This is a genomic window from Mycobacterium sp. M23085 (genome assembly GCF_045343915.1).
Lineage (GTDB): Bacteria > Actinomycetota > Actinomycetes > Mycobacteriales > Mycobacteriaceae > Mycobacterium.
Genome location: NZ_CP174280.1, coordinates 3,590,870 through 3,615,892 on the forward strand (window position 1 = coordinate 3,590,870; position 25,023 = coordinate 3,615,892).

General features: G+C 69.8%; 21 protein-coding genes and 1 tRNA gene. 11 read left to right on the forward strand and 11 right to left on the reverse strand.

The genetic code is table 11. The features are described from left to right. The first annotated feature begins 18 nt into the window (after positions 1-18). Positions 19-1,125, forward strand: a complete 1,107-nt coding sequence (gene egtE, locus ACIUM1_RS16670; RefSeq protein ID WP_406817715.1) for an ergothioneine biosynthesis PLP-dependent enzyme EgtE — start codon at positions 19-21, stop codon at positions 1,123-1,125. 71 nt (positions 1,126-1,196) lie between these two features. Here egtE and ACIUM1_RS16675 read toward each other — a convergent pair whose 3' ends face one another. Then, positions 1,197-2,672 (reverse strand): glutamate--cysteine ligase, encoded by a 1,476-nt coding sequence (locus ACIUM1_RS16675; RefSeq protein ID WP_406813743.1) that lies wholly within the window; start codon positions 2,670-2,672, stop codon positions 1,197-1,199. Positions 2,673-2,807: 135 nt separating this feature from the next. Between ACIUM1_RS16675 and glpK the strand changes: the two genes are divergently transcribed. Next, positions 2,808-4,334, forward strand: a complete 1,527-nt coding sequence (glpK, locus tag ACIUM1_RS16680; protein WP_406813744.1) for a glycerol kinase GlpK — start codon at positions 2,808-2,810, stop codon at positions 4,332-4,334. 30 nt (positions 4,335-4,364) lie between these two features. Here glpK and ACIUM1_RS16685 read toward each other — a convergent pair whose 3' ends face one another. Further along, entirely contained in the window at positions 4,365-5,081 is a 717-nt protein-coding gene (locus ACIUM1_RS16685) for a PadR family transcriptional regulator (RefSeq protein ID WP_406813745.1), read from the reverse strand. 202 nt (positions 5,082-5,283) lie between these two features. On the opposite strand from ACIUM1_RS16685, the gene ACIUM1_RS16690 reads away from it, so the two are divergent. Next, positions 5,284-5,673: a hypothetical protein gene (locus ACIUM1_RS16690; RefSeq protein ID WP_406813746.1), complete on the forward strand. Its 390-nt coding sequence runs from the start codon at positions 5,284-5,286 to the stop codon at positions 5,671-5,673. On the opposite strand, the gene ACIUM1_RS16695 is transcribed toward ACIUM1_RS16690, so the two are convergent. Beyond that, positions 5,670-6,620, reverse strand: a complete 951-nt coding sequence (locus tag ACIUM1_RS16695; protein WP_406813747.1) for an RDD family protein — start codon at positions 6,618-6,620, stop codon at positions 5,670-5,672. The two genes, ACIUM1_RS16690 and ACIUM1_RS16695, sit on opposite strands and share 4 nt — an antisense overlap. 77 nt (positions 6,621-6,697) lie before the next feature. On the opposite strand from ACIUM1_RS16695, the gene ACIUM1_RS16700 reads away from it, so the two are divergent. Continuing rightward, on the forward strand, positions 6,698-7,690 hold the full coding sequence (locus ACIUM1_RS16700; RefSeq protein ID WP_406813748.1) for a stage II sporulation protein M: 993 nt from the start codon (positions 6,698-6,700) through the stop codon (positions 7,688-7,690). 17 nt (positions 7,691-7,707) lie between these two features. Here ACIUM1_RS16700 and ACIUM1_RS16705 read toward each other — a convergent pair whose 3' ends face one another. The 5 genes from ACIUM1_RS16705 to ACIUM1_RS16725 are packed head-to-tail and all read right to left on the reverse strand — an operon-like array spanning position 7,708 to position 13,233. Further along, positions 7,708-9,087 carry a DUF58 domain-containing protein gene (locus ACIUM1_RS16705; RefSeq protein ID WP_406813749.1) on the reverse strand — a complete coding sequence of 460 codons (1,380 nt, stop codon included), beginning with the start codon at positions 9,085-9,087 and terminating at the stop codon, positions 7,708-7,710. Next, positions 9,087-10,064 (reverse strand): AAA family ATPase, encoded by a 978-nt coding sequence (locus ACIUM1_RS16710; RefSeq protein ID WP_406813750.1) that lies wholly within the window; start codon positions 10,062-10,064, stop codon positions 9,087-9,089. The genes ACIUM1_RS16705 and ACIUM1_RS16710 overlap by 1 nt, the downstream gene beginning before the upstream one ends. Continuing rightward, positions 10,061-11,218: a DUF4350 domain-containing protein gene (locus tag ACIUM1_RS16715; RefSeq protein ID WP_406813751.1), complete on the reverse strand. Its 1,158-nt coding sequence runs from the start codon at positions 11,216-11,218 to the stop codon at positions 10,061-10,063. The genes ACIUM1_RS16710 and ACIUM1_RS16715 overlap by 4 nt, the downstream gene beginning before the upstream one ends. After that, entirely contained in the window at positions 11,200-11,853 is a 654-nt protein-coding gene (locus ACIUM1_RS16720; RefSeq protein ID WP_406813752.1) for a DUF4129 domain-containing protein, read from the reverse strand. Before ACIUM1_RS16720 ends, ACIUM1_RS16715 begins: the two co-directional genes overlap by 19 nt. Before the next feature lie 24 nt (positions 11,854-11,877). Further along, positions 11,878-13,233, reverse strand: coding sequence for a hypothetical protein (locus ACIUM1_RS16725; protein ID WP_406813753.1), 1,356 nt, complete (start codon positions 13,231-13,233; stop codon positions 11,878-11,880). On the opposite strand from ACIUM1_RS16725, the gene ACIUM1_RS16730 reads away from it, so the two are divergent. Beyond that, complete coding sequence (locus tag ACIUM1_RS16730) at positions 13,232-13,696, forward strand: GatB/YqeY domain-containing protein (protein ID WP_406813754.1); 465 nt, start codon at positions 13,232-13,234, stop codon at positions 13,694-13,696. The two genes, ACIUM1_RS16725 and ACIUM1_RS16730, sit on opposite strands and share 2 nt — an antisense overlap. Here ACIUM1_RS16730 and ACIUM1_RS16735 read toward each other — a convergent pair. The 3 genes from ACIUM1_RS16735 to ACIUM1_RS16745 all read right to left on the reverse strand — a co-directional run bounded on the left by ACIUM1_RS16735 (position 13,680) and on the right by ACIUM1_RS16745 (position 16,776). Continuing rightward, positions 13,680-15,383, reverse strand: coding sequence for a SelB C-terminal domain-containing protein (locus ACIUM1_RS16735; protein ID WP_406813755.1), 1,704 nt, complete (start codon positions 15,381-15,383; stop codon positions 13,680-13,682). The two genes, ACIUM1_RS16730 and ACIUM1_RS16735, sit on opposite strands and share 17 nt — an antisense overlap. After that, positions 15,371-16,663: an L-seryl-tRNA(Sec) selenium transferase gene (gene selA, locus ACIUM1_RS16740; RefSeq protein ID WP_406813756.1), complete on the reverse strand. Its 1,293-nt coding sequence runs from the start codon at positions 16,661-16,663 to the stop codon at positions 15,371-15,373. Before selA ends, ACIUM1_RS16735 begins: the two co-directional genes overlap by 13 nt. Before the next feature lie 18 nt (positions 16,664-16,681). Continuing rightward, positions 16,682-16,776: transfer RNA gene (locus ACIUM1_RS16745), tRNA-Sec, on the reverse strand. A 45-nt stretch (positions 16,777-16,821) separates the two neighbouring features. On the opposite strand from ACIUM1_RS16745, the gene selD reads away from it, so the two are divergent. From selD to ACIUM1_RS16775, 6 genes are all read left to right on the forward strand, one after another. Further along, a complete protein-coding gene (gene selD / locus ACIUM1_RS16750; protein ID WP_406813757.1) occupies positions 16,822-17,823 on the forward strand; it encodes a selenide, water dikinase SelD in 1,002 nt (333 codons plus the stop codon). A gap of 196 nt (positions 17,824-18,019) precedes the next feature. Then, complete coding sequence (gene fdh / locus ACIUM1_RS16755; RefSeq protein ID WP_406813758.1) at positions 18,020-21,346, forward strand: formate dehydrogenase; 3,327 nt, start codon at positions 18,020-18,022, stop codon at positions 21,344-21,346. Continuing rightward, complete coding sequence (locus ACIUM1_RS16760; protein WP_406813759.1) at positions 21,321-22,304, forward strand: 4Fe-4S dicluster domain-containing protein; 984 nt, start codon at positions 21,321-21,323, stop codon at positions 22,302-22,304. Before fdh ends, ACIUM1_RS16760 begins: the two co-directional genes overlap by 26 nt. Continuing rightward, positions 22,301-23,386, forward strand: coding sequence for an NrfD/PsrC family molybdoenzyme membrane anchor subunit (nrfD, locus tag ACIUM1_RS16765; RefSeq protein ID WP_406813760.1), 1,086 nt, complete (start codon positions 22,301-22,303; stop codon positions 23,384-23,386). The genes ACIUM1_RS16760 and nrfD overlap by 4 nt, the downstream gene beginning before the upstream one ends. A gap of 47 nt (positions 23,387-23,433) precedes the next feature. After that, the gene (locus ACIUM1_RS16770) at positions 23,434-24,420 is read left to right on the forward strand and encodes an LLM class F420-dependent oxidoreductase (RefSeq protein ID WP_406813761.1); all 987 of its coding nucleotides are present in this window, start codon (positions 23,434-23,436) and stop codon (positions 24,418-24,420) included. A gap of 257 nt (positions 24,421-24,677) precedes the next feature. Then, positions 24,678-25,013 (forward strand): malate dehydrogenase, encoded by a 336-nt coding sequence (locus tag ACIUM1_RS16775; RefSeq protein ID WP_406813762.1) that lies wholly within the window; start codon positions 24,678-24,680, stop codon positions 25,011-25,013. Positions 25,014-25,023: the final 10 nt, after the last annotated feature.

Here is a 25,023-nt window from a genome sequence, read left to right on the forward strand (position 1 = left end):
CGGTCGGCCCGCCCGCCGATGGCTGGGCTGCACCTGGACAACGCTGCCTGTTCACGGCAGAGCCTCGCGGTGATCGAGGCCACCGCGCAGCACGCCCGCAACGAGTCCGAGCTCGGGGGCTACGTCGCGGCGGACGCGGCCACCCCGGTGCTCGACGCCGGGCGCGTTGCGTTCGCCGCGCTGACCGGGATGCCGGATGCCGAGGTGGTTTTCACCACCGGCTCGCTGAATTCGCTGGACCTGCTGCTGGGCAGCTGGCCGGCAGAGCGCCGAACGGTGGCCTGCCTGCCGGGCGAATACGGGCCGAACCTGGCGATGATGGCCGCGCACGGATTCGACCGGCAGCTGCTGCCGACCCTGGAAGACGGCCGGGTCGCGCTGGACGACGCGGCGCTGGCCTTACAGACCGACCCGCCGGACTTGGTGCACCTGACCGCGGTGGCCAGCCACTGCGGTGTGGTGCAACCGGTTTCGATGATCGCCCGGCTCTGCCGCGAGTTGGGGCTGCCGCTGGTCGTCGATGCGGCCCAGGCGCTGGGCCAGGTGGACTGCGCGGTGGATGCCGACGTGACGTATTCCTCGTCGCGCAAGTGGATCGCCGGTCCGCGCGGTGTCGGGATGCTCGGGGTGCGCCGGGAGCTGATGGAAAGCCTGCGCCCACGGTTGGCCGCGCCGGACTGGGCCAGCACCGACGGTTCGCCGACGGTGGCCCAACAGCTGGAATTCGGCGAGGCCAATGTCGCTGCGCGGGTAGGATTTTCGCTGGCGCTGGGCGAACACCTGGCGTACGGGCCGCAGGCGGTGTACGCACGGCTGGCTGAGGTGGGCGGCCTGAGCCGTACGGTGCTGGCCGATGTGGCCGGCTGGACGGTGGTCGAAGAGGTCGAAGAACCCAGTGTCATCACCACTTTGGTGCCCAACGACGGCGCGGATCCGCAGGCGGTGCGGGCCTGGTTGCTCGCCGAGCGACGGATCCTGGTCACGTTCGCCGGCGTGCAGCGTGCGCCGCTGGAGCTGACCGAACCGGTGCTGCGGATTTCGCCGCATGTGGACATCACGGCTGATGACCTGGAGACGTTCGCCGAGGCGCTCATCGCCGCCACCGCGGCGACCGCGACCGGCTAGCGGGCGTTGTGCGCCGTCACCAGGTAGGCCGGATCTCGTCGATCTTCCGGTACTGCCCACCGGACCCGCGGTCAGGAATCCCAGGTGTGCACCGGCTCGTTGGCGTGCATGTGGTCGCAGTACCGGCGCAGCATCTCGGCCAGCGCCGCGGCCCTGCTCATGCCGCCGTCTTGCAGTGCCCGCACGGTGGACACCTGCCAGCTGGCGCCGTTGCGTCCGGTTCGGGCCCGGCCCTCGATGACCCCGAGGAACCGGTCACGCACCGCGGTGTCGACCCCCCAGCGGCGCAATCCTTCGTCGGCGATCGGCAGCAGCTTGTCGAGCACCAGTTCGCGTGCGCTCACCTCGCCCACCCCGGGCCAGCGCTGCCGGGCGTCGATGCCGTAGCGCGCCGCGTCCAGGAAATTGGCCTCTGCCACGGCGAAATCCATGCTGTTCCACAGCGGGTCGTCGGCTTCGGACAGACTGCGCAGCAGGCCGTAGAAGAAGGCCGAGTTCGCCAGCATGTCGATGACGGTCGGCCCGGCCGGCAACACCCGGTTCTCCAGGCGCAGGTGGGGGCGGCCGTCGACCACGTCGTACACCGGACGGTTCCACCGGTAGACGGTCCCGTTGTGCAGGCGCAGTTCGGAGAGCTGCGGGATGCGCCCGGCGGCCAGTTCGGCGGCCGGGTCCTCGTCGGATACCTCGGGCAGCAGGGACGGAAAATAGCGGATGTTTTCCCGGTACAGGTCGAGGACCGAGCCGATCCACCGCTCGCCGAACCACACTCGTGGGCGCACGCCTTGAGCTTTCAGCTCCTCGGGCCGGGTGTCGGTGGACTGGGCGAACAGCTCGATACGGGTTTCCGCCCACAGCAGGTGCCCGAAGAAGAACGGCGAGTTGGCGCCCAGCGCCAACTGCGGGCCGGCCACTATCTGCGCCGCGTTCCAGTTCGCGGCGAACGTCTCCGGCGCCAGCTGCAGATGCAATTGCATGCTGGTGCAGGCGGATTCGGGCGCGATGGTGGCCGTGTGCCAGCTCAAGGGTTCGGGGCCGGAGATGTCGATCGGAATGTCCTCGCCGCGGGCGGTGAAGATCGAGTCGTTCAGGGCGGCGTATCGCGTCGACTCGCTCATCCACCCGTGGTCGAGGTGTTGGGGCATCAGCGTGGGCAGGATACCGATCATGACGATGTGCGCGCCGCCGGCGGCGCCGGCCTTGGTCTCGGCCTCGTTGAGGCTGGCCCGCACCTCGGCCTCGAGGTCCAGCGCGGTGTGTCCGGGCAGCGCGTGCGGCGGGACGTTGAATTCGATGTTGTAGGCGCCCAATTCGGTCTGATACGCCGGATCGCCGATGGCGTCGAGCACGTGGCGATTGGACATGGCCGGCTGGTAGCCCGCGTCGACGAGGTTGCACTCGATCTCCATGCCGGTCAGCGACTGCTCGGCATCGAAGCACGACTGGGCGAGCATCGTCTCGAGGACGTCCAGGCACAGTTGTACCTTGCGCCGGTATTCCCGCCGATGTGCGCTGTCGTACGTGGTGCGCTTGACCTCTTCGCCCACAACGCAGATGCAACAGGGTTACCGCCGGTAACGCAAGCTCTCACGAATCGCAGTTCGGGCCTCGGCGGCCGGGCGGGTAGACCATGATGGACTTTTGCCGCAAACGTGTCCGAGCTCACGGGTGGAGGAGAGCAGTTGGCCGGGTTCGCCGAATTCGTCGCCGCCATCGACCAGGGGACCACCAGCACCCGCTGCATGATCTTCGATCACCAGGGTGCCGAAGTGGCTCGCCATCAACTCGAGCATGAACAGATCCTGCCCCGGGCCGGTTGGGTGGAGCACGACCCGGTCGAGATCTGGGAGCGCACCTCCTCCGTGCTGACCTCGGTGTTGAACCGGGCCAATCTGAGCCCGAACGACATTGCCGCACTGGGTATAACGAATCAGCGCGAAACGACGCTGGTGTGGAACCGCAAGACCGGTCGCCCCTATTACAACGCGATCGTGTGGCAAGACACCCGCACCGACCGGATCGCGTCGGCGCTGGAGCGTGACGGTCGCGGCGACGTGATCCGCCGTAAGGCCGGTCTGCCCCCGGCCACCTACTTCTCCGGTGCCAAGCTGCAATGGATTCTGGAGAACGTCGACGGGGTGCGCGAGGCGGCCGAAAGCGGCGACGCGTTGTTCGGCACCCCGGACACCTGGGTGCTGTGGAACCTCACTGGAGGGCCCCGGGGCGGCGTCCACGCCACCGATGTGACCAACGCCAGCCGGACCATGCTGATGAACCTGGAGACCCTGGACTGGGACGACGAGCTGTTGTCGTTGTTCTCCATCCCGCGGGCGATGCTGCCCCAGATCGGGCCGTCGTCGTCGCCGCGGCCCTACGGTGTGACGTCGGAGACCGGGCCGCTGGGCGGCGAGGTAGCGATCACCGGGATGCTCGGTGATCAGCACGCCGCGATGGTGGGCCAGGTGTGCCTGTCCGAGGGGGAGGCCAAAAACACCTATGGCACCGGGAATTTCCTGCTGCTCAACACCGGCGAGACGATCGTGCGGTCCGACAACGGACTGCTGACCACCGTCTGCTATCAGTTCGGCGACGCCAAACCCGTGTACGCGCTTGAGGGTTCGATCGCAGTGACCGGCGCGGCGGTGCAGTGGCTGCGCGATCAGCTGGGCATCATCAGCGGTGCCGCCCAAAGCGAATCGCTGGCGCGCCAGGTCGACGACAACGGCGGGGTCTATTTCGTTCCCGCGTTTTCCGGCTTGTTTGCGCCCTACTGGCGATCCGATGCGCGCGGCGCGATCGTCGGCCTGTCGCGGTTCAACACGAATGCGCATCTGGCGCGCGCGACGCTGGAGGCGATCTGCTACCAAAGCCGCGACGTGGTGGACGCCATGGCAGCGGATTCCGGTGTGCGCCTTGAGGTTTTGAAGGTCGACGGCGGCATCACCGGTAATCATCTGTGCATGCAGATTCAGGCCGATGTGCTGGGCGTGGACGTGGTGCGCCCGGTGGTCGCCGAGACCACCGCGCTGGGCGCCGCCTACGCGGCCGGTCTGGCGGTGGGGTTCTGGGCCGATCCGGCCGACCTGCGCGCCAACTGGCAGGAGGGTAAGCGCTGGACGCCGCAGTGGGACGACGAGCAGCGCGCCGCGGGTTACGCGGGCTGGCGCAAAGCCGTGCAGCGGACCCTGGATTGGGTCGACATCACGTGACGTCACCCGATCCAGGGCCCGCGTGGGCGGCTAGTCTTCGCCAAGAATGCCGTAGATCTCGCGGCGCGCATTGTTGAGGATGTCAACGATGCGCTGCTGCTGCTCGGCGGACGCGGCGTGGGCGGACTGCCCCACCGCGCCGAACAACTGGCCTACGGCCGCCCGCAGATTCATGTGACCCGGGTCGGCGCCTTCGGTGATCTCGTCCCACGGCGGGGTCTCGATCTTTTCGGCCGCCGCGCGGCCCTGTTCGGTCAGCTCGAAAAGTTTTTTGCTGCCCTCGGTTTCGCTCGCGGTAATCAGGCCTTCGTCGTCGAGCAGTTGCAGGGTCGGGTACACCGAACCAGGGCTCGGCTTCCACAGTCCGTTACTGCGCTCGGCGATCTGCTGGATCATTTCGTAGCCGTGCATCGGCCGCTCGGCCAGCAGCGTCAGGATGGCCGCTCGCACGTCGCCGCGCTTGCCACGGCCCGGGCCGCCGCGGCGCCATCCGCCGCGCCGGCCACCGGGCCCGAAGCCGAAGCCCGGGCCAAAGCCTGGACCGAAGCCCGGGCCGAAACCGGGTCCGAAGCCGAGCGGGCCGTCGTGGCCGCCGGCGTGCTCGCGTAGATGCTCGCGAAAGTCCCGCCGGGCCTGGCGCCGGGCCTCGTGCAGGGCGCGCCGGTCCATGGGGCCGGGGCCCACGCCGAATCCGAAACCGGGCCGGCCGGCGAAGGGTCCTTCGGGGGGAGTGAATGGGTTGCTCATTGCTATGTCCTTACGTTCGTGGTCGCGCACCGGTCGTGCGCTACGAAGCATCACGATATATCGGGAACTAACGTGATGCAACGGGACATGTTGGAGTGGCTCGGCGTAAATCGCCTGACCTGCGGAAACTGAACGTCAGCGGTCTTGGCTGCGGTCGGCGCCCCGGTTTGCATGCGCCGAGCCGCGGGTAGGCACTACCGAGATGGACGCTGACGACAACCTGAAGGTCGATAGCGGCGGCGCTGGCGCGGCCGCATTCGGGCGACCCAACGGTGCCCGGCGTCGCAACACCTGGCGATGGGTCAATTGGGGGCTGGCGCTGGCGATGGTGCCCGCCGCCGCGATCGTGATGCTGTTCGCGCTCGGTGCCGTGATGAGCACCGACGGCTGCAGCGATCGCAACTGTCCCAACCTGGGCCACGGCGGGATCGATTTCGGTGTCGCGTTCTACGGCGCACCAGCGGTCGCCGTCGTCGTCATCATCATTTCGTTCTTCACCGCCAAACACCGCGGCGGCATCGCGGTTCCGTTGGCCGGATGGGTGCTGCTGATCGCCGACGTCGCCCTGATGGCGGCGAGTGTGGCCGGTTAGTGAGGCAGTGAGAAGCCCTCCGGCGTGCCGGGGTCTCTCGAACCGGGCCGGGCCGATTGTGGGTCCGGCCATCCGGCCGATTGCTGCGGCGGCTGCGGTGCCGTACCGGGCGGCGGGCCGGGCCAGCCGCGGGGCCCCGGGTATGGACTGCCGGGCGGTGGCCACGGCGCCGGCCCCACCGGCCCCACCGGCCCCGTGGCGGGCATGGCGGGGCGCAGCCGGGCCAGTTCACGGCGGTGTCGCTCGGCGAGGACCGCGGCCAGCACCAGTTCCGGCGGGGCGCCGGGCGGCGGGGGCGGCGCGATGCGGGCCACCACGTCACTAGCGATGCGGTATGCCATCTGCATCCGCAACTGGCGATCGAGCTGCGTTGCCCTGGACAGGAATTGGCGCGCCACCTCGGCTTGACTGGCCGACAGCCCGGACAACTGCAGCGAGGATGCCCACCACGCCAAGGAGGGCGGCATCATGGGCGGGGGGCCCAGTCGGGGCCCGCGTTCGTTGACCACCACCGTGCCGGCGAAGATGTCGCCGATCCGTTTGGCCTTGGGAGACAGGATGCTGCAGATGACGGCCGGGCTGCCGAACAGCATCCAGATTTCCACCAGCGCTGCGAGAGCACGAAACAGCGCCTGGCGGAAGCGTTCTGGGCCGCCGTCGTCGGACACCACACGCAGACCCATCGCGATCTTGCCCACCGAGCGTCCCCGCGTTGCCGTTTCCATAACCAGGGGATAGCCCACAATCACCAGCACCGTGAATATCAGCAGGATCGCGTTGGTCAGTGCGGTATCGAACTGAGTCAGGGTGGCGGCCCACAACATCAGGCCGAGCAGGTAGCCGATGACCATAACCACGATGTCGATCAGCGCGCTCACCGTCCGCACCGGCAGCTGAGCGATCTGCACGTCGAGCACCACGGCGTCCCCGGTCACCACCTCCGACATAACTTCGAACGGTACAGGCTGGGGGCAGCTGGCCGTCCCCCCTTTGCCGCGCCGGCGCTGCGATTAGGCTGCCGAGGGTGGATGTCGATGCATTCGTGCTGGCCCATCGCCCTACCTGGGACCGCCTGGACCGATTGATCGGGAGGCGCCGGTCGCTGTCCGGTGCGGAGATCGACGAACTCGTCGAGCTCTACCAGCGGGTCGCCACCCACCTGTCGATGCTGCGCTCGGCGTCGTCGGATTCCGTGCTGATCGGCCGGCTCTCCAGCCTGGTGGCGCGGGCCCGTTCCGCCGTGACCGCTGCCCATGCGCCGCTGAGCAGTGCGTTCACCCGGTTCTGGACGGTGTCGTTCCCGGTGGTGGCCTACCGAACCTGGCGGTGGTGGCTGGCCACCGCGGCGGCGTTCTTCGCCGTGGTGGTAATCGTCGCGCTGTGGGTCGCCGGCAGTCCCGATGTTCAGTCCGCACTCGGAACACCCGGCGACATCCAGCAATTGGTCAACCACGATGTGGAGTCGTACTACAGCGAACATCCAGCTGCGGCGTTCGCGCTGCAAATCTGGGTGAACAATTCCTGGGTTTCTGCGCAATGCATCGCACTGTCCGTGTTGTTGGGCATACCGATTCCCTTCGTGCTGTTCCAGAATGCCGCCAACCTGGGCATCATCGCCGGCCTGATGTTCCCGGCCGGCAAGGGCGCCCTGCTCTTGGGTTTGCTTGTCCCGCACGGGCTGCTGGAGCTCACGGCGGTATTCCTCTCGGGCGCAACGGGAATGCGGCTGGGCTGGTCGGTGATCTCGCCCGGCGACCGGCCCCGGGGCCAGGTGCTCGCCGAACAGGGCCGCGCCGTCGTCTCGGTCGTCGTGGGTCTCGTTGCGGTGCTGCTGGTCTCGGGGCTGATCGAAGCGCTGGTGACACCGTCACCGTTGCCGACGTTCGTGCGGGTCGGCATCGGCGTCATCGCCGAGGCGGCGTTCTTGTCCTACATCGTCTACTTCGGCCGCCGCGGGGTGAAGGCCGGGGAGAGCGGTGACATGGCAGAGGCGCCGGACTACGTTCCGACCCGCTGAGCGCCCGTCGCCGAGTGCTACAGACGCCCGGTCGCCTTCATCGCCAGATAGTGATCGGCAAGGGCGGGCGCGAGTTCGGCGGGCGGGGCGTCGACGACTTCCACTCCGCTGCGGCGCAACCGGTTAGCGATCGCGCCGCGTTCGTTGCGGGATCGTTCGGCGGCCGCCGCGTCGTACACCGCCGCGGCATCCGAACGCCCGGCGGCCATTTGGTCGACGCGCGGATCGGAGACCGCGGCCAGCAGCAGGTGGTGTTTGGCCGACAGCTGCGGCAGCACGGGCAGCAGACCCTCGTCCAGCGCGGCGGCGTTGAGGTCGGTCAGCAGCACCACCAGCGACCGCTGGCGGGCGCGCCGGGCAATGGCAGAAGCCGTTGCCCGCCAATCGGATTCGACAAGCGTCGGTTGCAGCGGTGCCATCGCGTCGACCAGCTGGGCAAGCAGTTCGGTGCGCGAGGCGCCGAACACACCGGCCCGGCTGACCTGGTCGTGGGCGAGGAAGTCGACATGGTCCCCGGCCCGCGACGCCAGGGCCGCCAAGAGCAGCGCGGCGTCCATCGACCAGTCTAGCCGCGGCCAGCCCGCGGGATCGGATGCGCCCGCTGACGATGCGGCCCGCGCAGCGGGGTGAGGAGGAGGCGGGCAATCCGCTGCGGCCGGATCGACGCCGACCCGCCCCGCGGCCGTCCGGCCGGTGTCGAGCACGATCAGCACCCGCCGGTCGCGTTCGGGCCGCCAGGTGCGCACCACCACGTCGGCGCGACGCGCGGTGGCGCGCCAATCGATCGAGCGCACGTCGTCACCGACGACATACTCTCGCAGCGAATCGAATTCGGTTCCCTGACCGCGCACCAGCGTGGGTAGCAGGCCGTCGATCTCGCGTAGTTTGGCCAGCCGCGACGGCAGGTGCTTGCGGGCCAGAAATGGGGGCAGCACCCGCAGCTGCCCCGGCACCGGTCGCGAACCCTGCCGTCCCGCCAGGCCCAGCGGGCCGATCGATCGGGCGGTCACCACCGTCGCTCGCTGGTCGCCGCGGCGAACCGGCTGTAGCCGAGACTGGACGTGCTGGTCTTGCCCGGCGGGGATGTCGACGGGATGGGTGCGCGGCTGCGCCTGGGCGCTGGGCGGCCAGGCGTCGCGGAGCTGGCCGCGAAACCGGCGCGCACCGTCGTTGTGGATTGACAGCCCGCACTCCACTTGCTGTCCGAGCCGGGCCGAGCGATCCGGGGAACGCACGTAGCGCAGCTGGGTGGTGCTGGCCGCCAGCCCGACGTCGAGCATCACCGCGAGCGCCAGCGCTAGCAGCAGGACGACGAAAGTCGTTGCCGGCCAAGGCGACAGCGCGATGGGCAGGACGCAGATCAGCGCGACCAGCCCGGTGCGACCGGTCAGGACCACTAGCGGGGCACCGGAACCGACGCGAGAATCCCGTCGAGCACACCGTCGGGTGTGGCCCCTTCGAGTTCGGCCTCGGGCCGCAGCATCACCCGGTGCCGCAGCGTCGGGCGGGCCATGGCCTTCACGTCGTCGGGCGTGACGTAGTTGCGCCCGGACAGCCAGGACCAGGAGCGCGCGGTGGCCAGCAGGGCGGTCGCGCCGCGGGGCGACACACCCAGTTGCAGCGCGGGGGAGGACCGGGTGGCCCCGACGATGTCGACGATGTAGCCCAGCACCTCGTCGGCAACCAGCACGTTGTGCACGGCGTCGCGGCCGGCCGCCAGGTCGGAGGGCCCGGCCACCGGCTTGATCGCCGACAGATCGCGCGGATCGAAGCCGTGGGCGTGCCGGTGCAGGATGGCGATTTCGGCGTCCCGCGGCGGCAGCCCCACGTTCAGTTTGAGCAAGAAGCGGTCCAGCTGGGCCTCGGGCAACTGATAGGTGCCCTCGTATTCGACCGGATTCTGGGTTGCGGCCACGATGAAGGGGTCGGGCAGCGGCTGCGGCTCGCCGTCGATGCTGACCTGACGCTCTTCCATCGCCTCGAGCAGCGCGGCCTGGGTCTTGGGTGGGGTGCGGTTGATCTCGTCGGCCAGCAGCAGGTTGGTGAAGACCGGGCCGGGACGGAACACGAACGCGGCGGTGCGCGCGTCGTACACCAGCGAACCCGTCACGTCGCCGGGCATCAGGTCGGGGGTGAACTGCACCCGCTTGAACTCCAACTGCAGCGCCGCGGCCAGCGCCCGGACCAGTAGAGTCTTCGCCACTCCCGGAACGCCTTCCAGCAGCACATGGCCGCGGCACAGCAGGGCGATCACCAGGCCGCTGACCACGCCCTCCTGTCCGACGACGGCCTTGGCGAGCTCGCCGCGCAATGCCAGCAGCGCCTCACGGGCCGACTCGGCGGTGGGCGACTGAGCGGTAGTGGATTGGGTCACGGGTGTGCGACCTGCCTTTCGATTTCGTCGAGCGCACGGGCAAGTTGTAACAGGTCGTTGTCGGTCGCCGGGGGCGGGCCGAACAGATGGTAGGAGACGAACGCCGGATCGGATCCGGTGCGCTGGGCCGCCGTCGTCACCACCGCCGCCGGCGTGGCGCCCGCACCCAGGCCGAGCCGCGGCAACAGCCGCGCCACGGTGGCGTTGCGCAACGCGGCGGCCGCGCGATCGCGTGCCCGTCGGGACCGGTACAGCCGGCCGCGGCCCTCGACGGTCTCCGACGCTCGCACCACCACGGGTAGCTCCTCGGCCACCAGTGGTCCGGGCCGACGGCCCTGCCACACGGCAACCAGCAGCACCACCAGTGCCAGTTGCCCGACGATCCAGATCACGTTGGGCGGAATCAGCTGGAAAAGCGTTGCCTTGGAGAATGATTCGCCCTCGACATGGTGTGGCGCATACCAGATGAGGCGGGGCCGGTCGCCCGCGAGGTTCATCGCCAGGGCGGCGTTCCCCGCCTGTAACAGGCTGCCGTTGGTCATGAATTCGGCGCTGCCGACGGCCGTGATGGTGCGTCCGTCGTTGCGAAAGCGGATCAGCGCGCCGTCGTAGCAGCGGGTCATGGCGCGGCCGTCTTTGGACTCGTAGGTGTTGCTCGCCCCGAACCGGACGGGTCCGGCGCGAACGGCTTCGCGCAGGGTGCAATTCGGGTCGAGGTCAAATCCGTTGGCCCCGGAGACCCGTACACCGGGCAGAAACGCCCCGCGGGTCCGCGTGGTCGGTTCCACCAACAGCAGGTCCGAACGGACGTCGGCCAACCGGTCCAGCACCGTGTCGGTGAGGTATTGGCTCTGGGCGACCAGGATCACCGCGTCGGGCCGCGCCGCCTCTTCCACGTCGGCGATGTCGTTGGCCACCACCACGTCGACCCCGGCGCCGCGCAGCAACTCCACCAGCGCGTGGCCACCGTCGGAACCGGTCGACGCCGGGTCCATCCGGGCACCGGGTCGGGGTGCGCTCAGGTACGCGCCGACGCCGGCGATGACGGCGAGCACCACCAAGGTGACGAACACCCAGCGCCAGGAGCGCCTGCGCTTCGGCGTGCTGTCGGGACCGGCCTCGGCAATCGTTGCCATCAGCGCACCTGCGCCCATGACTCGTGCCCGGTGGGCCGCCCGGCCTCGATCGGGCCGCCGGGCCAGCGGGACCGCAGATGGTCGTCCAGTTCGGCGATCATCTGGTAGGCGGCCTGGGTTCCGGGTTGTTCGCCGTAGGTGACGTCGTTGAAAGCCGTTGCGGCTTGCGTTAATTCGTCGGCCAGATGCGGCAACGCGACCCCGGCATCGCGGGCCAGCTCGTTGGCCGTCCGGCCGGGGGCCGGTGTCAGCACCCCGGTCTCTTCGAGCTGGCGGGCGACGGCGCGCAGCCGGTGACGAATCGCCGCCGCCCAATCGCCCTCGGCCGCAAGGTTTTCGGCGGTCGCGCGATGCTGAGCGGCGGTCAGCTGGGCGGCTTCGAACAACGAGTAGTCACCGCCGCGGCGGGCGCGCATGGTGCGCCGCACGAGGTAGATGCCGACGATCACCGCGGTGGCGAGCAGGATGAAAAGCACTGTCGCCGTGAGCCAGCCGCCCGGTAGTGAGGAAGTCTTCTGCAACAGCCGGTAGATCAGGTCGTTGAGCCAGTCGACGAACTGTTCCCGCGCGGAGCCCTTGGCATAGATCGGTTTGTTGAGCTCGTCCTGCGCGGCCCGGTGCGCGGCATCGCGGTCGATGTCGATGGAAGGCATCCGCAGTGAGTCCTCGCTCGGCCCCTACAGGGGCCGGGTCAGCCAGAGGTTGTCGGTGGACGCGGCAGCGTACGGCCCCTGGGCGGCTCCGCTCTGCAGCACCAGGTCGAACGCCTCGGCGCGCATCCGGCGGTCGGTGTAGAGCAGGACGATGACGCCCGCGTTGAAGGGTGCGGTGATGATCTCGCCGATCGCGGCGCCCACCGAGAGAATGGCGGTGCTCACCAGGAACGCCGTGCCGGAGGAGGTGATCTGCAAGAACTGGCCGGCGATGCTGAACGGCACCGCGACGGCGTTGGCCACGACGGAGGTCACGAGGAACGCGAGCACCCGGATACCCAGCACGCGCCAGAAGCCGTTGCGCACCAGCTTGAACGACCGGGTGATCGCATCCGTGACCGGCAGCCGCTCCAGCACGATCAGCACCGGGGCGAACAACACCACCGTGTACAGGAACACCAGCAGCGCGAGGACGGCCAGCAGCAGCGGGATGCCCAACACCACGGCCGCCGCGGCGCTACCGATCGCGGCCAGCACCCCGATGATCACCGCGACCAACCCGGCAAGGGCCGCCACCACGACGGCCTCCAGTAGCGCCAGCCCGAGTAGGGCCGGCAGTCGCCCGCGGATCTTGGCCCACGTTTCCCCGATGGTGATGGGTGATCCGAACACCGCCCGCCCGACGATCACGGTGAGCATCCCGGAGAGCAGCATGCCCCCCAGCCAGCCGACCAGGATGCCGCCGCCGATCGACAGCGACCAGGCGCCCAGTACCCCGGAGCTCAGCTCGCCGGGCCGATCGCTGGCGAGCTTGTCGGCCGCGGCCAGCGGGCCGAAGAACGCGACCTTGGTGAGGATCTGCATGATCACCACGACGATGGCGGTCAGGCCGAGCGTCGCTTTCGGGTTCGCCCGGACGTAGCCGACGGCGCCGTTGAAGATGTCGCCGAGGGTCAGCGGCCGTAGCGGGATGATCCCGGGTTTGACGGCGGCATAGCCCGGCGAAGCGCCGAAGGACGGCGCCCCGTAGCCAGGCCCCGGGCCATATCCGGATGGCGGCCCATAACCGGGTGGCGGCGCGTAGCCCGCCGGGGGCCGGTAACCGGGCGGGGGACCATAGCCGGGCGGCGGGCCGTAGGCCGGTGCTGGGCCGTAGGCCGGTGGCGGGCCATACGCCGCGGGTGGACCGTATTGAGGTTGTGGACCGTATGCCGGTGGCGGACCAGCCGGATAACCAGGCGGCGGCGCGCTCACCGAGTGCAGCGGCCCGTCAAACCAGCCCTGCAGCCGGGCCCGTCGTTCGTCATGGGCTCCATCCTGTCGGCGACCGGGGCATTGCACAACGTTGACCCCCCGCCCGGCGCGTAGCGTCTCAGTCATGGCGGAACTCAAATCCCGGCTCCGGACGGACCTGACGGCGGCGATGAAGGCCCAGGACAAGTTGCGAACTGCCACGCTGCGCATGCTGTTGGCGGCGATCCAGACCGAGGAGGTTTCCGGTAAGGAGGCCAGAGACCTCACCGACGAGGAAGTCATCAAGGTGCTGGCCAAAGAATCCCGCAAGCGGAGCGAATCCGCGGAGATCTACACCCAGAACGGGCGCGGAGAGCTCGCCGCCAACGAGCACGCCGAGGGCCGGATCATCGACGAATACCTGCCCACCCCGCTCACCGAGGCCGAGGTGGCCGACGTGGCCGACACCGCGATCGCGCAGGTCGCCGAGGAAATCGGCGAGCGGCCGGGAATGAAGCAGATGGGCCTGGTGATGAAGGCCGCCACCGCGATCGCCGCGGGCAAGGCCGACGGTGCCCGCCTGTCGGCCGCCGTCAAAGAGCGGCTGTAACCACCCGGGTGCCGTCGTCGCCGCGGCGCGTGACACGCCGGGCATCGAGCTGCTCCAGCAACGGCACCGCGACCCGCCGGGTGGTGCCCAGCGCGCGGCGCGCCTCGCTGACGGTGAACGGCTGCGGCAGCGCCGCCAGCAGGCCGGCGGCGCGGTCCAGGGCGTCGGGTCCCAGCACCACCCCGTCGGCGATCCGGGTCAGCCGCCCGGCCCGCACCGCAGCGGCCAACTCACGCGGGCCCAGCTTCAGCTCGGTCAGCTCGTCGGCCTCGGGCGCCCGGAACGGCTCGGCGGCCAGCCACTCCTCGACCTCGCGCACGGCCTTGTCGACGCGGGGCGGCAGCCCCGCACCGGGCGGGCGGACCAACCCGTCGACCACCTCCAGACCCGTGCCCTCCAGCAGCTTGGGCATCAGTTCGGCGGCGGGCAGGCCGACCTGCTGACGCAGCGTCTCCAGCGGCATGCCCGCGGCGACGTCGTGATCGCCCGCCCAGCGCCGCACCGCCGCTGCGGCGTCCCCGCGCCGCACCGCCCACCATTGCGGGTCCACCACCCAGTCGCCGACCGGCTGCCCGCGCGGGCGCACACCCATGGCGCGCAGGTCCGCCGCGCGCGCGAAGTCGGGCGCTCGGGCCTCGCCGGTCGCCAGCTCGTCGGCGCGCGCCCGCGCCGCGCCGCGCCGGCGCAATGCGGGCGGGCGGACGTCGAGCACCTCGATTCCCGCCGCGATCCGGTGCTGGCCGGGGTCGCGGAGCAACCCGATGTCTCCCACCCGCAGCGGCAGCGGCCTGGCCAGCCGCAGCCGCGCGGCGGCGGCCCCCAGGCGGCGCACCTGCACCGGCACGGCCGCCGACCCGATGTGCAGCACGAGCTGGCGGTGCAGCGTGTCGGCCGTTCGCAGGGCGACGTCGATCTCCGCGGTGTCCAGCCACGCCCCCGGCGTGCGCACGGTGTCGCCGCGGGCAATGTCGTGCCGGTCAACGCCGCGCAGATTCAGCGCCACCCGGGACACCGGGCCCACCGCGTCCGCGACGCGCCCCAACGACTGCAGCCCGCGGACGCTGACCCGCCGCCCGGCGTGCTCGAGCTCGTCGCCCACCCGCACCGTGCCGGCGGCCAGCGTGCCGGTGACCACGGTGCCCGCACCCCGGACGGTGAAGCTGCGGTCGACCCAGAGCCGCACGTCGGCGTCGGGGTCCGGCGCGGGCAGCCGATCGGTCAGCGCGACAAGTTCGGCTCGCACCCGGTCGAGGTCGGTTCCGATCGCGACCGGGATGTCGGCGAGGGACGTGGCGGCAAGCCGTTCCGACGCCTGCGCGACGGCCGGGCCCGGATCGGCGAGGTCGGCCTTGCTGATCACCAGCAGCCCGTGGCGGACGCCGAGCGCGTCGAGCGCCGCCAGATGTTCCTCCGACTGCGGCATCCAGCCCTCGGTGGCGGCCACCACGAACACCACCGCGGGCACCGCACCCACACCGGCCAGCATGTTGGCCACGAACCGTTCGTGGCCCGGCACGTCGACGAACGCGAGCTGACGTCCGTCCAGCTCGGTCCACGCGAAGCCCAGATCGATGGTCAGGCCGCGGCGCTGTTCTTCGGCCAGCCGATCCGGCCACATGCCGGTAATCCGTTGCAGCAGAGTCGATTTGCCGTGATCGACGTGCCCCGCGGTGGCTAGGACGAACACGCCCGTACCGCCGCGGCCAGCAGCTCGTCGTCCTCGGGCGGCACCGTGCGCAGGTCCAGCAGGCACCGGCCGCCCTCCAGCCGGCCCACCACGGGCGGGCTGCCGAGGCGCAGCGCGGCGGCGTAGGACTCGGGCAGGCTCACCGCGGCGCTGGGCAGTTCGACGCCGGGCGCCCCGCCGCCGCCGACGGCCGCGACGCAGTCCACCACCACGGCCCCGGGCAGCGCGGCGGCCAGCGACTCGGCCCGGGCGCGCAGCCGCTCGACGTCGGCGCCCAGCGCCTGCGCCACCGGCGGGGGCGGCCCCAGCAGGGTCGCCTCCAGCGCGGCCAGCGTCAGCTTGTCCACCCGCAGGGCGCGCGCCGCCGGATGGCGGCGGATCCGCTCGATCAGCTCGGCGTGGCCGAACAGCAACCCGGCCTGCGGCCCACCCAGCAGTTTGTCCCCGCTCGCGGTGACCAGGTCGGCGCCGTCGGCCAGCATCGACGTCGCGTCCGGCTCGACGGGCAGCACCGGATGCGGCGACAACAGGCCGGACCCGATGTCGACCACCAGCGGGACGCCGAGCCCGCGCACTTCCGGCGCCAGGGCGGCGACGTCGACCGCCGAGGTGAACCCGCTGACCTGGAAGTTGGACGGATGCACCTTCAGCACGAAGCCGGTCTGCGGCCCCAGCGCCTCGGTGTAATCGCGCAGGCCGGTGCGGTTGGTGGTGCCGACCTCACGCAGCCGCGATCCGGTGGATTCCAGTAGTTCGGGGATGCGAAACCCATCACCGATTTCGACGAGTTCGCCGCGGCTGAGCACGATCTCCTTGCCGGGGGCCAGCGTCATGGCGGTCAACAGCAGCGCGGCCGCGTTGTTGTTGACGACGTGCACGCCGCCGGCGGTGGGCACCGCGCCCGCCAGCGCAGCCAGCGCGCCCCGGCCGCGGCGCGCGCGCCGGCCCGTCGCCAAATCGAACTCGACATCGGTGGTGCCGCCGGCGGCGACCACCGCATCCAGCGCGGCTAGCGACAGCGGGGCGCGGCCCAGATTGGTGTGCACCACCACACCGGTGGCGTTGATGACTGGCCGCAGGCTCGATGCGGTGGCGGGAAGGGCGGCGACGGCGTGCTCGGCGACCTGCTCGGGGGTGATTTCTCCGGCCCGCGCCCGCTGCTGGGCCGCGGTGATCACCGACTTCACCAGGCTGCGACCCAGCACCCGCTGCGCCGCGGCCAGTCGCGGGTCGGCGAGCAGCGTGTCGGTGCCGGGCACCCGTCGGCGCGGATCGCTCATGCCGGGCCCGCAAGAACATGGCGGAGGCGGACGGGAATTGAACCCGCCAACGACAGCGACTGCCGTTCGACGGTTTTGAAGACCGCGCCGGTCACCAGACCGGACACGCCTCCCTCAGCCATGGCGCCAATTGTGGCAGCCCACGCGGCGCGGGCACCATGGACGCCGTGACGTACCGACTGACTCAATACGCCCACGGTGGCGGCTGCGCATGCAAAATCCCGCCGGGGGAGCTGGAGGAGGTGGTGCGGGGGCTGGGCTCCAACCCGCCGCGCGACGCGGTCGGGGAGCTGCTGGTGGGCCTGGACAACGGCGACGACGCGGCGGTGGTCCGCATCCAGAACGGTACGGCGCTGATCGCGACGACGGACTTCTTCACCCCGGTGGTCGACGACGCCTACGACTGGGGCCGCATCGCGGCCACCAACGCGCTGTCCGACGTCTACGCGATGGGCGGGCGTCCGGTGGTCGCGGTGAACCTGCTGGGCTGGCCGCGCGAGGTGTTGCCGTTCGAGCTGGCCGCCGAGACGCTGCGCGGCGGACTGGACGTGTGTGGCGCGGCCGGCTGCCACCTGGCCGGCGGGCACAGTGTCGATGACCCCGAACCCAAGTACGGACTGGCCGTCACCGGCGTCGCCGACCCGAACCGCTTGCTGCGCAACGACTCCGGTAAGCCGGGAACGCCGCTGTCACTGACCAAGCCGCTCGGGGTCGGCGTGCTGAACAACAGGCACAAGGTCACCGGGGAGCGCTTCGAGGAGGCGGTCGCCGTGATGACCACCCTCAACGCCGACGCCGCCGCCGCGGCGCTGGCGGCCGGCGTCGAATGTGCCACGGACGTCACCGGTTTCGGGCTGCTCGGGCATCTGCACAAGCTGGCCCGGGCCAGTGGCGTGACGGCGGTGATCGACTCGGCGGCGGTGCCGTACCTGGACGGCGCGCGCGACGCGCTGGCGGCCGGCTACCTGTCCGGCGGCACCCGGCGAAACCTCGACTGGGTGGCGCCGCATATCGACCTGTCCGCCGTGGGCGACGATGACGCCCTGTTGCTCGCCGACGCGCAGACCTCCGGCGGGCTGCTGATCGCCGGGGAGATTCCGGGAGCGCCCGTCATCGGCGAGCTGGTGCCGCGCGGCGAGCACACCATTGTCGTGCGCTGAGCCTTGCGATCGCCAGAGGGATGCACGGGGCGACCCGCAGCGCCCGGCTGCGCCGCGCTTGCGATCGCCCAGGAGGCATGGCATGGCGACCCGCAGCGCCCGGCTACGCCGCGCTTGCGATCGCCACTGGAGACATGGCATGGCGACCCGCAGCGCCCGGCTACGCCGCGCTTGCGATCGCCATTAGGGTGAAGACATGGCCCTACGCAAAGTGTTTCTGGAATGGCCCGTCCTGCGCCAGTTGCGCTCGACAGACAAGCTCGGTCGCGGCTCGGCGGTGACCTCCAAGCACACCCGCGCCGTCACGCCGCGCACCACCACGGCCGACCGCGTCGTGCAGAGCATCTGCCCCTACTGCGCCGTCGGCTGTGGGCAGCGGGTGTACGTCAAGGACGAGCGGGTCGTCGCGATCGAGGGTGACCCCGATTCGCCGATCTCGCGAGGACGGCTGTGCCCCAAAGGTTCTGCCAGTGAGCAGCTGGTGAATTCACCCGGCCGGCAATTGCAGGTGCTGTACCGGCCGCCCCGGGCGACCGAATGGCAACCGCTGGAGCTGGACACCGCGATCGACATGATTGCGGACCGTTTCGTGGAATCACGCCGAAACAGCTGGCAGGACATCGACAAGAAGGGCAACCTGCTGCGGCGCACCATGGGGATCGCCGCGCTCGGCGGTGCCACGCTGGACAACGAAGAGAACTATCTCATCAAGAAACTCTTCACCGCCGCAGGCGCCATTCAGATCGAGAACCAAGCTCGTATTTGACACAGCGCCACGGTTCCCGGTCTGGGAGCCTCCTTCGGGCGCGGCGGCGCCACCCAATCACTGCAAGACATGGCCAATGCGGACTGCATTGTCATCCAGGGCTCGAACATGGCCGAGTGCCATCCGGTCGGCTTCCAGTGGGTGGAAGAGGCCAGGGCCCGCGGCGCGCGGGTGATCCACGTCGACCCGCGCTTCACCCGTACCTCGGCGGTCTCCGACCGGCACATCCCGATCCGCGCGGGTTCGGACGTGGTACTGCTCGGCGCCCTGATCAACCACATTCTGTCCAATGACCTGTGGTTCAAGGAGTACGTCGTCGCGTACACCAACGCAGCCACCCTGATCAACGAAAAGTTCAGGGACACCGAGGATCTCGGCGGCCTGTTCTCCGGGTTCGACCCCGAAACCGGCCAGTACGACACGTCGAGCTGGGCCTACGACGAGAACGGCCAGCTCGAATCCCCAGGCGGGGGCCACACGCACGGCGCCACCGCCGCCGCAAGCGCAGCCGGAGACGAACACGGCAGCGGCGGCCCGCCGCTGGCGCACGCCAAGGTGAAGCGCGACGAAACCCTGCAACACCCCCGGACGGTCTTCCAGATCCTCAAACGCCACTACGCCCGCTACACCCCGGAGATGGTCAAGGATGTCTGCGGCATCAGCCGCGAGGATTTCGACTACCTGGCCCAATCCATCGTGGAGAACTCCGGGCGCGAGCGCACCACCTGCTTCGCCTATGCCGTCGGCTGGACCCAGCACACCCTGGGCTCCCAATTCATCCGCACCGCAACGATTCTGCAACTGCTGATGGGCAACGTCGGCAGACCCGGCAGCGGCATCATGGCGCTGCGCGGCCACGCCACCATCCAGGGCTCCACCGACATCCCCACGCTGTTCAACCTGCTCCCCGGGTACCTGCCGATGGCCAAGGCGGGCATGCACGACACCCTCGCCGACTACCTCGACAAGGTCGCATCCAAGAAGCAGAAAGGCTTCTGGGCCAACGCCGATGCCTACACCATCAGCCTGCTCAAGGCGTGGTGGGGGGATGCGGCCACCGCGGACAACGACTGGGCCTACGACTACCTGCCGCGGCTGTCCGGCCCCCATGGCACCCATCAGACGGTGATGGGCATGCTGGACGACGAGGTGGAGGGCTACTTCCTGCTCGGGCAGAACCCCGCGGTCGGCTCGGCCCACGGCCGGCTGCAGCGCCTGGGCATGTCGCACCTCAAGTGGCTGGTGGTCCGTGACCTCAACCTCATCGAATCGGCCACCTGGTGGAAGGACGGCCCGGAGATCGCCTCGGGCGAACTCAAGACCGAGGACATCGAGACCGAGGTGTTCTTCCTGCCCGCCGCGACACATGTCGAGAAGGCGGGATCGTTCACCCAGACCCAGCGACTTGTGCAATGGCGGCACAAGGCCGTCGAGCCGCCCGGCCAGTGCCAGAGCGAACTGCAGTTCTTCTTCGAGCTGGGCAAGCGGATCCGGCAACGGCTGGCCGGCTCGACCGACGAGCGCGACCGCCCGCTGCTGGACCTCACATGGAACTACCCGACCGACGAGCACGGCGAGCCCGACGGCGAGGCGGTGCTGGCCGAGGTCAACGGGTATCGGGTCGGCGACGGTGGTCCATTGACGTCCTACACCGAGCTGCGCGCCGACGGGTCGACCGCCGCCGGCTGCTGGATCTACACCGGGGTGTATGCCAACGCCATCAACCAGGCCGCCCGCCGGGTGCCGCACGGGGGCGAGTCGCCGGCGCAACTCGAATGGGGCTGGGCGTGGCCGGCGGACCGGCGGGTGCTCTACAACCGGGCGTCGGCCGACCCCGAGGGCAAGCCGTGGAGCGAACGCAAGAAATACGTCTGGTGGGACTCGGACGAAAAGCGCTGGGTGGGCTATGACGTACCGGACTTCGTGGCCGACCGGGCGCCCGGCAGCCGGCCCGACCCCGACCTCGGCGGGCCCGACGCGCTGGCCGGGGACGACCCGTTCATCATGCAGGCCGACGGCAAGGGCTGGCTGTTCGCGCCCACCGGCTTGGTCGACGGACCGCTGCCCACGCATTACGAGCCGCAGGAGTCGCCGGTCACCAACGCGCTCTACCCGCAGCAGCGCAACCCGGCGCGAATCACCTTCCCGCGCAAGGACAATCTCGGCGCACCGAGCGCCGGTGATCCCGGCGCCGAGGTCTACCCGTATGTCTTCACGACCTACCGGCTCACCGAGCACCACACCGCCGGTGGTATGAGCCGGTGGCTGCCTTACCTGTCGGAGCTGCAGCCGGAGATGTTCTGCGAGGTGTCCCCGGAACTGGCCGCCGAACGCGGCCTCGAGCCGTACGGGTGGGCCACCCTGATCTCGCCGCGCGCCGCGATCGAAGCCCGGGTGCTGGTCACCCGACGGGTCAGCCCCCTGATCATCAACGGCCACACCGTGCATCAGATCGGCCTGCCCTACCACTGGGGCGTCGGCAGCGACGCGGTGGTCAGCGGGGACGCGGCCAACGACCTGCTGGGCGTGACGCTCGATCCCAACGTGCAGATCCAGGAGTCCAAGGCCGGGTCGTGTGACATCCGCCCGGGCCGCCGTCCCCAGGGCGAGGAACTGCTGCGCCTGATCGCGGAATACCAGTCCCGCTCCGGCGCCACCACCGAGACCGACAATGTACGCATCGACGATGCGGTCTGGGACATCGTCGGACCGCAGGACACGAGGAGGGCCGATGGGTCAGCTGATCGGACCGACTGACCCGGCCGCCGATGCCGGTTGGGCGGATCGCAAGCCGCGCAAGGGTTTTTTCACCGACACCTCGATCTGCATCGGCTGCAAGGCCTGCGAGGTCGCCTGCAAGGAGTGGAACCGCAACCCGCGCGACGGCGACCTCGAGCTGCTGGGGTCGTCGTACGACAACACCGGGGCACTGGGCGCCAGTACCTGGCGGCACGTGGCCTTCATCGAACAGGGTCGTGACCGCATCGAAGAGGCACGCGAATCCGGCCGCGCGCTGATCGATCTCGGTATGCCGGCCATCCCCGGCGCTGCGAAACCCGTTGAAAAAGAGCCTGTTTCGCAACCGCTACATACCCCGGAGTTCCGCTGGCTGATGTCGTCGGACGTGTGCAAGCACTGCACGCACGCGGGCTGCCTGGACGTCTGCCCGACCGGGGCGCTGTTCCGCACCGAGTTCGGCACCGTGGTGGTGCAGGACGACGTCTGCAACGGCTGCGGGACGTGCGTGGCGGGATGCCCGTTCGGGGTGGTCGAACGGCGCAGCGACGGCACATACGCGACGCCGGTGGAACGGCCCGGCCGGCCGAAAGAGGAATTCGTCACCGGTGTGGCCCAGAAGTGCACGCTGTGCTACGACCGCCTGGTCGAGGACCAGGTGCCGGCATGCGCCAAGACCTGCCCGACGACGTCGATCAAATTCGGCAATCACGACGAGCTGGTGACCGAAGCGCGCGAGCGGGTCGCCCAGTTGCACGCCGAGGGGCGTACCGAGGCAAGGCTTTACGGCGCCAACGAGCACGATGGCGTCGGTGGGACGGGGTCGGTGTTCCTGTTGCTCGACGAACCGGAGGTCTACGGCCTGCCGCCCGACCCGCGGGTATGCACGGCCGACCTGAAGACCATGTTCAAGCGCGCGAGCATGGCCGCGGCCGGCATGGTGGGCGCGGCCGCGTTTGCTTTCTGGAGTAGCCGATGAGTACCTCCGAATTCGACAGCTTCCGACCGCCGGAACCCAACGGCGGCAGGCGCCGGAAGGGCAAACGCGCGGGCCGGCGCGGCGGCGGCGACGGCTCCCGCGAGATGCCGATGGTCCCCGACGCCGAATTCACCTCGTACTACGGGCGTCCGGTGGTCAAGCCCGCGCCGTGGGGACACGAGGTGGCGGCGTATTTGTTCCTCGGCGGTGTCGCCGGTGGGTCCGGTCTGTTGGCGGCCGGTGCCCAACTCACCGGCCGAAACACGTTGCGCCGTAACACCCGGCTGTCCGCTCTGATCGCGGTGGGCCTGGGTGCCGTTGCCCTGGTGAAGGATTTGGGCCGGCCCGAGCGTTTCGTCAACATGTTGCGGACGGTCAAGCTGACCTCGCCGATGAGCATCGGTTCGTGGATTCTGAGCTTCTTTTCCGCCGGCATCGGGGTGGCCGCGGCCGCCGAGGTCGACCGGATGACCGGCGAGCGAATCCCGTTGGGCCCGTTGCGGCCCGTCCTGCGCGCCGTAGAGGGGCCGGCCGGACTGGAAGCCGCCGTCTTCGCGGCGCCGCTGGCCGTCTACACCGCGGTGCTGCTCACCGACACCGCGACCCCGACGTGGAACGCGGCGTATCGAGACCTGCCGTTCGTGTTCGTCAGCTCGGCGGGCCTGGCCGCATCGGGGTTGGCCATGATCACCACCGGAGTCGACGAGGCCGGGCCCGCCCGCAAGCTGGCGGTCATCGGCGCGATCGGCGACCTGATCTCCGCCCGGGTCACCGAGCATCGGATGGACCCGGTGACGCGGGAACCGCTGCACCACGGCACACCCGGCCGGTTACTGGCGGCCAGCGAATGGCTTGCGGCCGCAGGCGGTTTGGGCGCGCTACTGAGCGGGCGCCACCGCGGCGTGGCGGTGTTGTCCGGTCTGGCCTTGCTGACCGCGTCGGCGATGCTGAGGTTCGGGTTCTTCGAGGCCGGCCAGGAATCGACCCGCGATCCCCGTTACACGATCGAGCCGCAGAAGCGCAGGCTGGCCGCCCGCCGGGCGGCCGGCGTCACCGGGGACTCGATCACCACCGCGGACTGAATGCACTCCTGTCGTTTGCGCCTTGGACGGCCGGGTACCCGTCAGGCATGACGAATTTTGGCTACACTTTGATGACCGAGCAGAGTGGACCCAAAGACCTTGTCCGGTATGCGGTTTCGGCCGAGGAACGCGGTTTCGACTTTCACGTGTGCAGCGACCACTTCTCGCCGTGGCTCACCTCACAAGGGCATGCGCCGAACGCGTGGGCGGTGCTGGGCGCGGTGGCACAGGCCACCGAACGGGTCGACCTCTACACCTACGTGACCTGCCCGACGATGCGGTATCACCCCGCGATCGTCGCTCAGCAGGCCGCCACCGTGCAGATCCTGTCCGACGGCCGGTTCACCCTGGGTCTGGGTAGCGGTGAGAACCTGAACGAACATGTCGTCGGCAAAGGATGGCCGACCGTCTCGCGCCGCCAAGACATGCTGCGCGAGGCGATCAAGATAATCCGCGAGCTGTTCGGTGGGCACTTGGTGGACTTCACCGGCGAATATTTCCAGGTTGATTCGGCACGACTGTGGGACGTGCCCGACGTTCCGGTCGGCATCGGGGTGGCCATCGGCGGCACCAAGGCCGTCGACAAGTTCGCCAAGCTGGCCGATCACCTCATCGCGACGGAACCCGAGCAGGAACTCGTCGACGCCTGGCACGGCGCCCGCCAAGCCGCCAATCTCGCCGGCGGCGGACGGGTGGTCGGCCAGATACCGGTGTCCTGGGATCCCGACCGCGACACCGCGGTCCAACGTGCGCACGACCAGTTCCGCTGGTTTGCCGGCGGCTGGAAGGTCAACGCCGACCTGCCGACGCCGGCCGGCTTCGCCGGGGCCACCCAGTACGTACGGCCCGAAGACGTCGCCGAGACCATTCCCTGCGGTCCTGACCTCGACGCGATCGTCGAGGCCGTGCGGCCCTACTGGGAAGCCGGGTTCACCGATATAGCGCTCGTGCAGATCGGCGGGGAGACCCAGGAAAGGTTCCTCGCCGAAGCCGCTGAGCCTTTGCTGGCGGCCCTGCGCAAGGCAGCAAACTGATCGCGGGTTTGACCGCTTGTCACCCGGGTATCCGGGTCGCAGTTGCGTGCAGCCTGTCAACGCTCGTCGGGACCCCGGTAGAGCTGGGACGTGAATGGGTGTCCCGGCGAGTGTTGACCCCAGCAAACGCTGCCGCGCAGCCGGCTCGCAGGTATCCGCAATCCGGCAAAGCGGGGGAGTGAACGATCAGCGATCAATCCGGTGACACCACAACCACACTCGTCAAGGCGCTCAGCGGTGCCAGTTTCGGCCTGGGGGTGAGCGAACTGGTAGCGCCGGGAAAGGTTGCTGCCCTCGCAGGAGTGGACGACACCAGCCGATCTCGGCGGGTGATCCGTGCACTCGGCGGGCGCGAATGCGGCCACGGCGCGGCGCTGCTGGCTGGGCCGGCCAAGCTGGTGTGGACCCGGGTGGCCGGCGACGTCTTGGACATGGCGTTGCTGATCGCCGGCGTCATCGCACGCGGCCCGGGACGGCGGCGTCAGGGCGTCATCTCGGCCGCACTCCTTTCCGGCATCGCCGGACTCGACCTCTACACGGCGTTGCGAACCACCGGGGCTCGACGGGACGCCCCGCAGCTGAGAGCTCTTTGATCCGACCGAA